The organism is Burkholderia sp. MBR-1, from assembly GCF_013822785.1.
Lineage (GTDB): Bacteria > Pseudomonadota > Gammaproteobacteria > Burkholderiales > Burkholderiaceae > Burkholderia > Burkholderia vietnamiensis.
Genome location: NZ_CP053610.1, coordinates 92836 through 107188, shown reverse-complemented (window position 1 = coordinate 107188; position 14353 = coordinate 92836). Strand labels below are relative to the sequence as shown.

The following is a 14353-nucleotide window of genomic DNA, read 5'->3' as shown; positions in this document are numbered from 1 at the left end:
CTGGCCGGCCGCTACCCGTCTTGCCGCAACGTGCCCAGCAGCACCTTCCGGCAACTCGCGACCATCTGCGCCTCGGGATCGCGATGGCCGGTGAGCAGCCACGCCGCGCCGACGTTGGTCATCGCGCCGACCAGCGCAAGCCCGACGAGCCGCTGTTCGATGCGTTCGGCGGGCGTCGCGGCCTCGGGCGTCGCGCCGATCTCCATGATCAGCTTGCCGAAATCGAGCAGCATCCGCTGGTAGGTCGCATCGGTTTCTGCGCTCACGCCCATCACTTCGAGCAGCAGCACGCGCGCCGCACACGGGTCGCGCAGGTAGCCGAAGAACGCCGCGAGCCCCGCGTCGACGCGCGCGTCGAGGTCGCCGCCGCGCGCCGCCACCGCGCGCGCGACCGCGCCGTGCAGTTGCTGCGCGTGATGCAGGTAAGTCGCGCGCAGCAGCGCCTCGGCGCTGTCGAACGCGGCGTAGAAGTAGCGATCGTTGAGCTTCGCCTCCTGGCAGATCGACCGCACGGTCGCCTTGCGGAACCCCACCGTGCCGAACACCTGCGTGGCAGCGCGCAGCAGCGCGTCGCGCCGCCCGGCCGCCCGGACTTCGTGCGCCACGCCGCCGTAAGCGCGGCCCCGCTTTGGCGTTTCGAGGGCTTTCTCCATTTCGCTGTTTGACATCGGGACGCCCGAAAACTAAGGTGGTGACGAACAACACCACAATAAGCGCGCCGCGGACGCAGCGCAAGCGGAACGGGAGGAAGACGCATGAAGGGATTTTCCGGCAAGGTCGCCGCGATCACCGGCGCTGGTTCGGGCATGGGCCGCAGTCTCGCGGTCGAGCTGGCGCGGCGCGGCTGCGCGGTCGCGCTCGCCGACGTGAACGACGTCGGGCTCGCGGCCACGGCCGCCGCGTGCGTGCAATACGGCGTGCGCACCAGCACGCGGCGGCTCGACGTCGCGGACCGCGACGCGGTGTTCGCATGGGCGGCGTTCGTGCGGGCCGAGCACGGCAAGGTCAATCTGATCTTCAACAACGCGGGCGTATCGCTGGCCGCGAGCGCGGAAACCGCGCGCATCGACGATCTCGAATGGATCGTCGGCGTCAATTTCTGGGGCGTCGTGCATGGCACGCAGGCGTTCCTGCCGCATCTGCGCGCGTCGGGCGACGGACACGTCGTCAACACGTCGAGCCTGTTCGGGCTCGTCGCGATGCCGACGCAGAGCGCGTACAACGCGACGAAGTTCGCGGTGCGCGGCTTCACCGAAGCGCTGCGGATGGAGCTCGAACTCGACGGCGCGCCGGTCAGCGCGACCTGCGTGCATCCGGGCGGCGTCGCGACCGGCATCGTCGACGCGAGCCGCGTCGACACCAGCATCCACGCGCTCACCGGGCAGGACGAAGCGACCCACCGCCGCCAGGCGAACCGCCTGATCGACGCGACGACCGCCGACGACGCCGCGCGGCAGATCCTCGCGGGCGTCGAGCGCAATGCGCGCCGCGTGCTGGTCGGCGCCGATGCGCGCCGCCTCGACAAGATCGCGCGCCTGCTCGGCGCCGGCTATCAGCGGCTCGTCCTGCGCCACGTGCGCCGCGCCCGCGCGCGCAATCTCGCGCGGGCGCACGGGCCGGCCGCGCTGCCCACGTCACCGACCAAGGACCCCGCATGAGCTCGACCACCACCGACCAGCGCGACGCGCGCCGCGATCCCGGCGAGAGCCGCGACCTCGACGTGTTGATCGTCGGCGCCGGGCTGTCCGGCATCGGCGCGGCCTGTCATCTGAAAAAGCGTTGCCCGCATGCGAGCGTGGCGATCGTCGAGGCGCGCGACGCGATCGGCGGCACCTGGGACCTGTTCCGCTATCCGGGCGTGCGCTCGGATTCCGACATGTTCACGCTCGGCTACAGCTTCCGCCCGTGGCACAGCGACAACGCGATCTCGGACGGCCAGACGATCCTCGACTACATTCGCGACACGGCGCGCGCGTACGGCATCGACAGGACGATCCGCTTCGGCCAGAAGGTCGTCGCGGCCGACTGGGATTCGGCCCGTGCGCGCTGGACGGTGCGCGTCGAGCGCAGCGGCGGCGGCGCGGCCGACGCGCTCGTCTATACGTGCCGCTTCCTCTACATGTGCAGCGGCTATTACGACTACGACGGCGGCTACCTGCCCGACTGGCCCGGCATGGCATCGTTCGGAGGCCGGATCGTGCATCCGCAGCAATGGCCGAAGGACCTGTCGTACGCGAACCGGCGCGTGGTGGTGATCGGCAGCGGCGCGACGGCCGTCACGCTGGTGCCCGCGATGGCGGCCGAGGCGAAGCACGTGACGATGCTGCAGCGCTCGCCGACCTACATCGTGTCGCTGCCCGCGCGCGACCGGATCGCCAACGCGTTGCGCCGCGTGCTGCCGTCGCGGTTCGCGCACCGGCTGGTGCGGATCAAGAACGTGCTGCTGACGATGTACCTCTACAACGTGTCGCGCCGCAAGCCCGAACGCACGAAGCGGTTCATCATCCGCGCCGCGAGCCGGCAGCTCGGCCCCGGCTTCGACGTCGCGAAGCACCTGACGCCGCGCTACATGCCGTGGGACCAGCGCGTGTGCCTCGTGCCGAACGGCGACCTGTTCAAGTCGATCCGCACGGGCCGCGCGTCGATCGTCACCGACGAGATCGAACGCTTCACGCCGACCGGCCTGCAGCTCAAGAGCGGCCAGCGGCTCGACGCCGACGTGATCGTCACCGCGACCGGGCTGAAGGTGAAGATGCTCGGCGGCGCGCGCGTCACGGTGGACGGCCGCCCGGTCGACCTCGCGCAGACGGTGTCCTACAAGGGCATGATGTACAGCGACGTCCCGAACCTCGCGTCGTCGTTCGGCTACACGAACGCGTCGTGGACGCTGAAGGCCGAGCTGATCGCGCGCTACGTCTGCCGGCTGCTGAACCACATGCGCGCGCACGGCTACGACACCTGCGTGCCGCGGCTCGGCGCCGGCGAGCTCGGCGACGTGCCGGCCGTGAACCTGAGCTCCGGCTACATCCAGCGCGCGGCCGGCATACTGCCGAAGCAGGGCCATCGCAAGCCGTGGAAGTTTCACCAGAACTACGTGCTCGATCTCGCATCGCTGAAGTTCAGCGGGCTCGCCGACTCGGCGATGCGCTTCGAACGCCGCGCGCAAACCGGCCCGGCCGCCGCGCCGGCTGCCGACCCCGTACTCGAAACCCGTTGAGGCCGACATGACCCACACGCTGCATCTGATCCTGAACGTGCTGCTCGGCGTCGTCGCCGTGCTCGTCGCGCTCGCGTTGTTCTCCGCCTACGTCGCGCACCGCGTGACGCGCGCGTTTCCGCCCGAAGGGCGTTTCGTCGACATCGACGGCGATCGCCTCCACTACGTCGAGTACGGCAGCGGCCCGCCGCTCGTGTTCGTGCACGGGCTCGCCGGGCAATGGCGCAATTTTGCGTATCTGCCGCTCACGCGACTCGCGCAGCAGCATCGCGTGATCCTCGTCGATCGGCCGGGCGCCGGCCGCTCGCTGCGCGGCGCCGGCTCGCAGGCGAACGTGTTCGCGCAGGCGCGCACCATCGCGGCGTTCATGGAAGCGCTGAAGCTCGAGCGGCCCGTGCTCGTCGGCCACTCGCTCGGCGGCGCGATCGCGCTCGCGGTCGGGCTGAACCATCCGGAGCACGTGAGCCGGCTCGCGCTGATCGCGCCGCTGTCGCACGAACTGAGCGCGCCGCCCGGCCCGTTCAAGCCGCTGATGCTGCCGTCGCCGCTGGTGCGCCGCTTCGTGTCGTGGACCTTCGCGATCCCGATGACCATCCTGACCGGGCGCAAGGCCGTCGCGCACGTGTTCGCGCCCGACGCGGTGCCGGACGACTTCGCGGTGAAGGGCGGCGGGTTGCTCGGGCTGCGTCCGCACGTGTTCTATGCGACCGCGACGGACCTGTTGTCCGCGCCGGTCGACCTGCCGGCGATGGAGCGCCGCTATGCGGACCTCACGGTGCCCGTCGACGTGCTGTACGGCCACGCCGATCCGATCCTCGACTGGCGCACGCATGGCGAAGCGCTCGCGCAGAAGTCGCCCCGCGTGCGGCTGAAGGTCGTGGAAGGCGGGCATATGCTGCCCGTCACGATTCCGGACGCGACGGCGGACTGGTTGCTCGAAGTCGCCGCGGCGCCCGTCGATGCGGGTGCAGCGCGCGCGCACGTCGAGCACTGATCGCGTTGGGCGGCGCAGCGGCGGGCGTGAAGCCGCGGGCCGCTCGCGCGAGTCGGCACGGCTCGGCCGCGGTCATGAACCGCGCCGCGCGTCGCGCGCGGTGACGCCGCGGCGGCGCATGCGCGCCCGCGGCCCGCTTCGGCGACGCGGCTCAGGCTTCGTCGTCGGGCAATGACAATCCAAGCTCGGCGATGACCTCGCGCGCGCTGCGAAACGCCTCCACCGCGGCCGGCGCGCCCGCGTAGAGCGCGCTGTGCAGCAGCACCTCGCGGATCTCGACGAGGCTCGCGCCGTTGTTGAGCGCGCCGCGCACGTGGCCCTTCAGCTCCGTGCTGCGGCCGAGCGCCGCGAGCATCGCGCACGTGCAGAGGCTGCGCGTCTTCAGGTCGATGCCGCCGCGTTGCCACGTGCTGCCCCATGCGTGCTCGTTCAGCCAGTTCTGCAGCGGACGCGAAAAACCGTCGAGATCGCGCATCGCGCGTTCGACGAAAGCGTCGCCCATCACCGCCGCGCGGCGCGTCTTGCCCTGCTCCCTGTCCTGTTCGCTCATGTCGATGTCCTGTTCGAAGTGGGCCGCGTCGGCGTCGCCTGCGGCCCGGTGGGTTTCCGGTGGGTTTCGCGTGATGTTCGCGGCGTACGGGCGTTTCGTCAAAGGCGTCGCCCATCGCGCCGGCCGGGCGCCCGGGCACGCGCGACGGCGGGCAGGACGCTACGTAACATCCGGCGCGGCGTTACGGCGACTGGCGGGAACACCGCGGCGGGCGATTCGTGCAGCACGCGGCGCCGTCTCGCGGAAACCTGCCTTCCCCCGTTTAAATCACCGCAATCTTCCCGATTCCCGCAACAAAGCGCGCATGGATCGCGCACAACATGTCGTGGCGCGGAATTTGCAGTGTTGGCTCGGACACAACTTCCAATGTCGAGGCCAACATGCATCATTACTTCAAGAAAACGACGGTGGCGCTAGCCGCCTTGTCGGTCGTCACGCTGTATGGCTGCGGATCGGTCGACGGGCCGGTGACGCCGTCGATCAAGCCGAGCACTTCGGGGACGTCCGGGACGTCCGGGACGTCGGGCGGCGGTTCGTCGGGTACGTCGGGCGGCGGTAGCTCGGGCACTTCGGGTACTTCGGGTAGCTCGGGCACTTCGGGTACTTCGGGTACCTCGGGCACTTCGGGCACCTCGGGCACTTCGGGCACTTCGGGCACTTCCGGCACTTCGGGCACTTCGGGCACTTCGGGCACTTCGGGTACTTCGGGTACTTCGGGTACTTCGGGTACTTCGGGTACTTCGGGTACTTCGGGTACTTCGGGTACTTCGGGTACTTCGGGTACTTCGGGCACTTCGGGCACTTCGGGCACTTCGGGTACTTCGGGCACTTCGGGCACTTCGGGCACTTCCGGCACTTCGGGCACTTCGGGCACTTCGGGCACTTCGGGCACTTCGGGCACCTCAGGCACCTCGGGCACTTCGGGCACCGCCACCACCCCGCTCGGCAACGTCCTTCAGCAAACCGGCACGCTGGTCACCGCACTCGGCACCACCGTCGCGAACGGCGGCTCGCAGATCGGCGGCGTGCAAGTGCCCGGCACGAACCCGACGACGGCCGCCAGCGTCGGCAACGCGGTCACGAGCCTCGGCAACGGCGTGCAGTCGCTCGGCAGCGGCATCGCGGCGGGCCTCGGCTCGATCGGCGTGTCGCCGAACCCGCTCGGCCCGACGCTCACGTCGACCACCGGCCTGCTGACCGGCGCGGGCGGCGCGGTCAACAATCTCGGCAACGCGGTGACGAGCCTCGGCAGCGGTCCGCTGTCGCCGCTCGCGCCGGCGACGACGCTGGTCGGCAGCCTCGTCAACACGGTCGGCACCGCGGTGAACTCCACCGCGTCGGCGTTGAACACGGCGCTGAGCAGCGCACCGGTCCAGCAGCTCGAAACGCAGCTCGGCAGCGTGATCAATCCGATCACCAACACGCTGACCGGCGGTGCCACGACGCCCGGCGCCACGCAGACGCTCGGCGGCGCGACGCTGCTCGGCGCCCCGCTCAACGGGCTGCTCGGCACACTCGGCAGCGGCCTGGGCCTCGCGGGCTCGCAGATCGGCAGCACGACCGGCAACCCCGTCGGCGCGAGCACCGGCAATACCGTCGCGCAGCTCGGCAACACGGTGGCATCGGCCGGCGGCCTGCTGTACGGCGGCAGCGGCAGCTCCAGCAGCGACACGAACCCGCTCGCGCCGATCACCGGCCTGCTCGGCACGTTGACGGGCGGGCTCGGCGGCGGCAGCAGTTCGAGCGGCTCGGGCGGCACCAGCGGAACGAGCGGGACGAGTGGAACGAGCGGCACCAACCCGCTCGCCCCGATCACCGCGCTGCTCGGCACCGTGACGGGCACGCTCGGCGGCATCGGTTCGAGCGGCACGGGTGGTACCAGCGGCACCGGCGGCACCGGTGGCGCGGGCGTCGGCGGCTTGCTGGCGCCGGTCACGGGCCTCGTGAACGCGCTGACGCCGCTCGGCGCCAGCCTCACCGGCACGGTGACGACGCCCGGCGGCGGCGTGACCGGCAACCTCGGCGGCGCGCTGACGAGCGGTCCGGTCGGCACGCTGACGGGTTCGTTGACGTCGCCGACCGGTGCGCTCGGCGCTGTCGGCACGGCGAGCCCGGGCGGCGCGGTCGGGACGGTGACGACGCCGTCCGGCAGCGGCACCGTGACGGCCGGCCTGTCCGGCAGTTCGGGCAGCACCGCGGGCGGCGCGACCAACCTGCTCGCGCCGGTGACGAACCTGCTCGGCGGTCTGCTCGGCGCCACCGCGCCGAAGAAGTAACGCTTCACCCATCAGAACGACAGGCCAGTGGCCGGGCCCATTCCGATACGGAGCCCGGCCGACGGCCGGCGTCATCCGCCAAGCGGGGACGCCGGCCCACCTCCCGACGAGGATCCGATCATGAATTCCACCATCGACGGCATTGCCGCAGTCCACGATCGTCCGCCGCGCTCCGCCACGCCGTTTCGCGCCGGGCTGCTCGGCATCGCGGCCGGGCTGGTCGCGCTGTGGGTCACGCGCGACCAGCCGGCGCTCGACGCGGCGACCCGCGCCGTGATCGCGAGCGTCGCGATCATCGGCACGATCGCGCTGCTCGAAATCTTCGTCTCGCGCGTGTATCTGCGCCCGAGCGCCGGGCTGTCGCGGCAGGCGTTGCGCCCGCTGGGGCTCGCGCGCGTCGCGACGCGCCTCGGCGCGCTGACGTCGATCTATGCGGGCATCGGCGCGATCTACTGGCTGCTCCCCGAATATCACGGCGCGTTCTATCTGCCGTTCTGGTCGCTGCTGCGCTCGCTGGCGCCGTACGTGATCGTCGCGGCGCCGTTCTACTTCGCGTGGATGGACCGCCACCAGCGCGACACCGACGACGCCTATCTGCTGTGGGGCCGCTACCTGTTGCGTCGCGAGCGGCCGGCGAGCTGGCAGCCCGTGCGCGAGATGCTCGCCGGCTGGGGCGTGAAGGCGTTCTTCCTGCCGCTGATGACCGTGTACCTGTCGAAGGACGCCGATCACCTGAGCGCATCGCTCGCGAACGCGCTGCACGCGCCGATGACGCTCGCGACCTTCGTGTTCCTGTACGACCTGTCGTTCACGATGGACCTGATGTTCGGCACCGTCGGCTACCTGTGCACGTTCCGCATTCTCGACAGCCACGTTCGCAGCGTCGAGCCGACCACGCTGGGCTGGGGCGCCGCGCTGATCTGCTATCAGCCGTTCTGGTCGCTGATCTCGAACAACTACATCCGCTACGAAGGCTCGCTGTTCTGGGACAACTGGCTGCTGTCCGCGCCGACGCTGCGCGTGATCTGGGGCGGCGCGATCATCCTGTTGCTGATGACCTACGCGCTGTCGACGATCTCGTTCGGGCTGCGGTTCTCGAATCTCACGAACCGCGGGATCATCACGTCGGGCCCGTACCGGTTCACGAAGCATCCGGCCTACATCACGAAGAACCTGTCGTACTGGATGGTATCGGTGCCGTTCGTCGAGCCGCTCGGCTGGCAGGTCGCGCTGATGCACTGTGCGGGGCTCGTCGCGGTGAACCTGATCTACTACACGCGCGCGAAGACGGAAGAACGGCATCTGATGCGCGATCCGGACTATCGCGCGTATGCGGAATGGATCGCGCAGCACGGGTTGTTTGCGCGGATGCGGCACGCGTTGGGTATGCGCGCGGCGGTGTGAGGCCGTGTAACGCGGCGGCGATCGTCGGTTCGATGAGCGGCGCGCATCCGCGCTTCGCGCCGGCGCGCCCCGAACGCGCACCGGTGCGATAATCCGTCGAACCCACGCGACGACGCCGCGCCCCTACACCTCCAACCCACCCGCCGATGGCCGACGAACCCCGAACCGATCGCGCGCACCGCGTCGACATCATCGCGCTGTGCGGCAGCCTGCGCGCCCAATCGCACAACGCAGCGCTGCTCGATGCGGCGGCCCGCGTCGCACCGCACGGGATGCGTATCGTGCGCTTCGAACGGCTCGGCGAGTTTCCACTGTTCAATCCGGATATCGAATCTCCGACGCCGCCCGCGGTGCACGACTTGATCGAACGGCTGAACGCGGCGCACGGCGTGCTGATCGCGAGCCCGGAATACGCGCACGGCGTGACAGGCGTGATGAAGAACGCGCTGGACTGGATCGTCGGATGCGAGGCGGTCGTGTACAAGCCGGTCGCGGTACTGAACGCGTCGCCGCGCGCGACGCACGCGGACGCGGCGCTGCGGGAAACGCTGGCGGTGATGTCCGCATGCATCGTCGAGCGCGCGTCGATCGCGCTACCGATCCTCGGCAGCGGGCTCGATGCGGCCGGCATCGCCGCGCATCCGCGCTTCGCGCCGGCGCTGACCGATGCGCTGCTCGCACTGCGCGCGACGATCGACGCGCAGGCGCCGAGCCGCTAGCGAAGCGCCGCAACGGGCGTTATCGCGCCCTCACCCGCGCGACTTTCTTCGCGGGCTTGCCGGACTTCGCTGCCTTGGCGCGCGGCGCATCCTTGTCGGGCGGCGGGCCGCCGGCCAGATCCTCGAGCCATGCCAGCGCATCGATATACGACAGGAACTGCTGCAGGTAGTCGGGTGACAGCTCGCGCATCGTCGCGAGCGACCGATGCACGAGGCTGTTCGAATTGAGCGGCCCCGCGTTGCGCGGCACCTGGTCGAGCGACTGGCGGTACTGCTGCTCGGTGCGGACCTTCGACCACGTCGCGCGGAAGTAGTCGATCAGCTCGGGATCGATCCCGCGCCGGTCGGCCTGCGCATCGCGCGCGAGCCGCGCGACGAGCCCGGCGAGTGCGCCGCGCGCAGCTGCGGTTGCGGTTGCGCTTGCGTTCACGTCTTCGCTCGCGCGCGCCACGATCGCGGCGAACGCGTCGAGCAGCGTCGCGAGCCGCGCGTCGAGCAGCGCGCGCGCATCGCCGTCCAGCGCGGCCGCGCGTTTGGCGAGCGCATCGAGCCGATGGAAGCGCACCGGGTCGAGCCGGTCGGCGCGCTGCTCACGCCATGCGTCGAGCATCGCGCGCACCTGCGTCGCGTCCACCGTCACTTCGCCGCTCCTCCATTCGACGCGCTCTTGCGCGGCACCGGCGCGATCTCCACGCGGCGGTTCTTCGCGCGGCCTTCGTCGTCGGCGTTCGAGCTGACCGGCTGCTGCGAGCCGAACGCCGCCGCGAACACCGACGGCGCCGGCACGCCGGCGTCGATCAGCGCGCGCGTGACGGTCAGCGCGCGCTTCGCCGACAACTCCCAGTTGTCCGCGAACAGGCGGTTGCCGGCGCGCACCTGCTGATCGTCGGCGAAGCCGCTGACCATCAGGATCTCGTCGCGCGTCTTCAGGTACGCGGCGAGCGGCCCGGCCAGCGTCTTCAGCAGATCGCGGCCGGCCGGCTGCAACTGGTCCGAGTTCAACGCGAACAGCACGTTGCCGCTGATCCCGATGCGCCCGTTCACGAGCGTCACGCGACCGGCCGCGAGCGGCCCCGCGAGCGCCTGCTCCAGCGACGCGCGCTGCTGCGCTTCCTGCCGGCGCGCGCGCACGGCTTCCTCGAGCTTCGACGTCAGCTGCAATTGCATGCCGATCACGCCGACGAGGATCAGCACGAAGGCGCCGAGCAGCACCGACATCAGGTCGGCGAACGCGGGCCAGACCGGCGCGGCGGGCGCGCCGTCGTCGATTTCGTCATGCATGTCTTACGCTCCGACCGATGCGCGCCGACCGGCAATCTGCTGCAGATCCTCGACGATCTGCTTCTGCGACATCATGCTCAGGTCGATCACCTCGCGCGCCTGCGCGACGTAGTACTCGAGCTGCTCGTCGCTGCGCGCGAGCGATTTCTCGAGCGCGGCCTCGATGCGTTGCAGGTGGCTCAGCAGCTTGTCGTTCGATTCGCCGAACACCTGCACGGCCGCGCCGAACGCATCGCCGAGGCTCGCGACCTCGACCGCGCCCGCCGTCACCTGCGCCGCCACGGAATCGAGCTTGCGCGTCTCGGCATCGACGGCGTCGTTGAAGCGCGCGCCGACGCGTTCGAGCAGATCGGCCGACGTGCTGACGAGCGCGTCGATCGCGGTGCGCTGCTCGGTCGATGCGTGATTGACCGCGCCGAGCAGGGTTTCGAGCGTCGAGAGCAGGCGGCTGCGCTCGTCGAGCATCGCCGTGTCGCGCACCATGCTGTCGGACAGACGCTGGCGCAATTCGGCGACGACGTCCGCCGCGGCCTTCGGCGCTTCCGATGCGGCCTGCACGAGGCGCGAGATTTCGTTGATCGTGTCGCTCGCGTGCGCCTGCGCCTGTGCGGTGATCGCGTTCGCGGTGCGCGCCAGCGTGTCGCAGATGTCCTGCTGGCGCGTCGCCGCGTGCGCGCTCGTCTGCGCCCATTCGTCACGCAGCGCGGCGGCCAGGGCCGCCAGCGAGTTGCTCCATGCGGCCAAACGTTCTTCGTCGCGTGCGGCGAGTTGCGTTTGCAGGCCTCTGTGCGAATCGCGAATCGTCGACAGCAGATCGTTCGAGCGTTGCTCGAACGTCGCCGCCTGCGCGGTCAGATCGCGTGTGGTCTGTGCGAGCGCATCGCAGATCTCCTGCTGACGGCCCGCGCTGTGCACGCCCGCGCGCCGCCATTCGTCGCCGAGCTTCGCGGCCATCGCGGCGAGCGAGTCGCTCCATGCTGCCAGACGCTCCTCGTCGCGTGCGGCGAGCTGCGTTTGCAAGCCTGTGTGCGAGTCCCGAATCGTCGACAGCAGATCGTTCGAGCGTTGTTCGAACGTCGCGGCTTGCGCGGTCAGATCGCGTGTGGTCCGTGCGAGCGCATCGCAGATTTCCTGCTGACGGCCCGCGCTATGCACGCCCGCACGCTGCCATTCGTCGCCGAGCTTCGCGGCCATCGCGGCGAGCGAGTCGCTCCATGCGGCCAGACGTTCCTCGTCGCGTGCGGCGAGTTGCGTTTGCAGGCCCGCGTGCGAATCGCGAATCGTCGACAGCAGATCGTTCGAGCGTTGCTCGAACGTCGCCGCCTGCGCGGTCAGATCGCGCGTCGTCTGTGCGAGCGCATCGCAGATCTCCTGCTGACGGCCCGCGCTGTGCACGCCCGCCCGCTGCCATTCGTCGCCGAGCTTCGCGGCCATCGCGGCGAGCGAGTCGTTCCATCCGGCCAGACGCTGCTCGTCGCGTGCAGCCAGTTGCGTCTGCAACCCCGCGTGCGCGTCGCGCATCGCGACGAGCGCGGCCGCCGAGTGTCGTTCGAACGTGGCCGCGGCTTCGCCGAGCGCGCGCGCATGCCGGTCGGCCAGCGCGTCGCCGACCTGCTGCTGCTGCGCGAGCGCATCGCGCCACGCGTCGGACAGACGGCCTTCGGTGGACTCGAGGCGCGTCGCGACGCCGTCGAGCAGATCGCTCGAACGCTGCGCGAAGGTGTCGGTGAACCGGCCGAGCGTCGTCTGCAGCTGCTGCGCGACGGCGTCGCCGGCGCGGCGCTGCTCGTCGAGCGCGCGGCCCCACGCGGCCGTCACGTCGGCGGTGGTCTGCTCGAAGCCGCCGGCCAGCGCGTCGAGCTGGCGCTGCACCGCGCCCGTCACGGTGTCGCGCAGCGCGGCCATCTCCTGCGCGAGCCCCGTCATCGTCGCGGCGACGACCGGCTGCAGCGCAGCGCCGGCCACGCGCGCGCTTTCGGCGGCGCTCTCCTTCAACGCGTCGCCGACGTTCGCGGCAAGGCCCGCATACGCGCGCTCGGTGCGCTCGAAGAAGGCGTGCTGGCTTTCGATCTGGCGATCGTGCAACGCGGCGCTGCGTGCGTCGAGCGCCGTCATCATCGTGTGCAGCCGGTCGACCAGCGCGGGCATCACGTCGGCCTGGCGCTGCAGCAGTCGGAACGATTCGTCGCGCTGATGCGCGGACGAGTGCACGCGCAGCGTCGTCGCGATCTTCGCGTCGAGCAGCTGCGCTGCCTCGATGCGTTCGCGCCGCACGAGCGCCGACAGCAAGCCGAGCATCGCGGACGTCGCGACACCCGCGATCGACGTGCCGAACGCGAAACCGAGGCCCTTGACGGGCGCGATCAGCGACGCGCGAATCGCATCGAGGTCGGTGGCGCTTTCGAGCGCGGCGCCCGTGCCTTTCAATGTCACGACCATCCCGAGCAGCGTGCCGAGCATGCCGAGCAGCACGAGCAGGCCGACGAGATAAGGCGTCAGCGCCGGACCCGGCAGCGCGACGCGCGCGCCCTCGACGCGCGCGCGCACCGCGCCGCGCAGCCCGGGGTGCAGCGTATCGAGCCACGTGTCGAGCGTCGCCGGCGGCTCGGTCAAGCCGGCCACCGCGCGCGTCAGCGTGGCCGTGGCCTGCCGGTAACGCTGCAGCTCCCACGCACCGGCGACGTAGCACGCGCCGATCAGCAGCGTGACGGCGGCCGCAAGCGGGTTCGACGCGACATAGCCGGCGCCGATCCAGCCCACTGCGAGCAGGCCGGCGATGAACACAACGAGATCAAGACGAATTCTGGACATAGCTTGGGAATTAGCTGGTGCGAAGGGCCGCGAGCAGCCCGTCCACCGTTTGAAACCGGACTTCGAGTTCGGCCAGCAGGATGCTTTGCATCTCGTCGCGGAACGTGTCGAGCCACGTACCCGGCACGACCGGCGTGACCGGCGCGGGGCTCGGCGCGTCGGGCGCGGCATCGGCATCGGCATCGGCCGCTGCTTGCGCGTCGGCGAGCGCCTGCCGCTCCGCGTCGCGCAGCCGCTCGAAGCGCGTGCCGAGCAACGCGGGCACGGCGCCCAGCAGGCTGCGCTCGCGCGCGCCGAGCACGCGCTCCATGATCGCGTCGAGCGTCGCGAGCCGCGCCAGCGCGGACGAACGCGCGGCGAGCGCGACGCGCAGGCGCGCGCGCAACTGGCCGATCGCCGTCTCCATCTCCTGCTGCAGGGACAGACACTGCTGGCGGAAGTCCGCGAAATCGGCCGTGTCGGCGGGCGGCGGCGGCATCTCGCCGGCGCGCCGCCGCGTGCGCGGCCGAAGGGCGCCCGTGATCGCCTGCGCGAGGTCGTGGCGCACGCGCGCGCTGTCGCGCTCGGCGTCGTAGCCGCGCACGCCGGCCGCGACAGCGGGCGGGTTCGCATTCAGTGCCGACGACAGCGTGATCGCGTCGGTCCAGCCGAGCCATTGGCTCAGGCGGTCCGACAGCGTCTGCCGGGATTCCGCGACGTCGGCATCGGTCAGGCGCGCGAGCAGCCGGACGAGCGTCGGGCCGCTCAGCGCCGGGCGCGGAGGTGCTTGCACCATGCTGCAAACCGTCAAAAAAGGCAGCAGTTTACACGTCGTCGCGCGGTCGCCCGCCAGAATCGGGAAAGCGATGCGGCACCGCACCGCGTGCGGCCGGCGGGAACGCCCGCCGCACAAGGCTCGCGAGCCGATCGCGGGCGCGCCGGCCGGGACGGCGCCGCACCGCGCGGCGGCTGCGGGCCGCCGGCGAGCAAGCCGGCCGGGCTCGCGACGACGGTCGAACGGGTTCCATGAGCCTTACTCGTGCCGAACGCGATCGCTCGCAGCCGGACCATCGGCCGGCCGTGGTGACGGGGAGTCAGTGCATAGCGGATTCGCCAAGCGCG

12 protein-coding genes are annotated in these 14353 nt (G+C 70.8%); 6 read left to right on the top strand and 6 right to left on the bottom strand.

Going from position 1 to position 14353, the window contains the following annotated elements; all coding sequences use genetic code 11:
- Positions 1-11 precede the first annotated feature (11 nt).
- The gene (locus tag MBR110_RS15385; RefSeq protein ID WP_045578235.1) at positions 12-668 is read right to left on the bottom strand and encodes a TetR/AcrR family transcriptional regulator; all 657 of its coding nucleotides are present in this window, start codon (positions 666-668) and stop codon (positions 12-14) included.
- Between the two features lie 87 nt (positions 669-755).
- Here MBR110_RS15385 and MBR110_RS15380 point away from each other — a divergent pair, with 87 nt between their 5' ends.
- From MBR110_RS15380 to MBR110_RS15370, 3 genes are read left to right on the top strand one after another with little or no spacing between them, the layout of a single operon-like run.
- Positions 756-1658, top strand: a complete 903-nt coding sequence (locus tag MBR110_RS15380) for an SDR family NAD(P)-dependent oxidoreductase (RefSeq protein ID WP_059462035.1) — start codon at positions 756-758, stop codon at positions 1656-1658.
- Positions 1655-3217: a flavin-containing monooxygenase gene (locus tag MBR110_RS15375; RefSeq protein WP_181709400.1), complete on the top strand. Its 1563-nt coding sequence runs from the start codon at positions 1655-1657 to the stop codon at positions 3215-3217. Before MBR110_RS15380 ends, MBR110_RS15375 begins: the two co-directional genes overlap by 4 nt.
- A gap of 7 nt (positions 3218-3224) precedes the next feature.
- Positions 3225-4211 carry an alpha/beta fold hydrolase gene (locus tag MBR110_RS15370; protein ID WP_034194920.1) on the top strand — a complete coding sequence of 329 codons (987 nt, stop codon included), beginning with the start codon at positions 3225-3227 and terminating at the stop codon, positions 4209-4211.
- A gap of 151 nt (positions 4212-4362) precedes the next feature.
- Here the strand turns inward: MBR110_RS15370 and MBR110_RS15365 are convergent, their stop codons facing one another.
- Positions 4363-4761: a carboxymuconolactone decarboxylase family protein gene (locus MBR110_RS15365; protein WP_041494076.1), complete on the bottom strand. Its 399-nt coding sequence runs from the start codon at positions 4759-4761 to the stop codon at positions 4363-4365.
- A 380-nt stretch (positions 4762-5141) separates the two neighbouring features.
- On the opposite strand from MBR110_RS15365, the gene MBR110_RS15360 reads away from it, so the two are divergent.
- From MBR110_RS15360 to MBR110_RS15350, 3 genes are all read left to right on the top strand, one after another.
- Positions 5142-7037: a collagen-like triple helix repeat-containing protein gene (locus MBR110_RS15360; protein WP_181709399.1), complete on the top strand. Its 1896-nt coding sequence runs from the start codon at positions 5142-5144 to the stop codon at positions 7035-7037.
- A gap of 120 nt (positions 7038-7157) precedes the next feature.
- Positions 7158-8441: an isoprenylcysteine carboxylmethyltransferase family protein gene (locus MBR110_RS15355; RefSeq protein ID WP_181709398.1), complete on the top strand. Its 1284-nt coding sequence runs from the start codon at positions 7158-7160 to the stop codon at positions 8439-8441.
- Positions 8442-8587: 146 nt separating this feature from the next.
- A complete protein-coding gene (locus MBR110_RS15350; RefSeq protein ID WP_014724509.1) occupies positions 8588-9160 on the top strand; it encodes an NADPH-dependent FMN reductase in 573 nt (190 codons plus the stop codon).
- 19 nt (positions 9161-9179) lie between these two features.
- Here MBR110_RS15350 and MBR110_RS15345 read toward each other — a convergent pair whose 3' ends face one another.
- From MBR110_RS15345 to MBR110_RS15330, 4 genes are read right to left on the bottom strand one after another with little or no spacing between them, the layout of a single operon-like run.
- The gene (locus MBR110_RS15345) at positions 9180-9800 is read right to left on the bottom strand and encodes a DUF2894 domain-containing protein (protein ID WP_011881424.1); all 621 of its coding nucleotides are present in this window, start codon (positions 9798-9800) and stop codon (positions 9180-9182) included.
- Positions 9797-10441, bottom strand: a complete 645-nt coding sequence (locus tag MBR110_RS15340; protein ID WP_011881423.1) for an OmpA family protein — start codon at positions 10439-10441, stop codon at positions 9797-9799. The genes MBR110_RS15345 and MBR110_RS15340 overlap by 4 nt, the downstream gene beginning before the upstream one ends.
- A 3-nt stretch (positions 10442-10444) precedes the next feature.
- A complete protein-coding gene (locus MBR110_RS15335) occupies positions 10445-13252 on the bottom strand; it encodes a DUF802 domain-containing protein (RefSeq protein WP_181709397.1) in 2808 nt (935 codons plus the stop codon).
- Between the two features lie 10 nt (positions 13253-13262).
- Complete coding sequence (locus MBR110_RS15330) at positions 13263-14027, bottom strand: DUF3348 domain-containing protein (RefSeq protein ID WP_011881421.1); 765 nt, start codon at positions 14025-14027, stop codon at positions 13263-13265.
- Between the last annotated feature and the right edge of the window lie 326 nt (positions 14028-14353).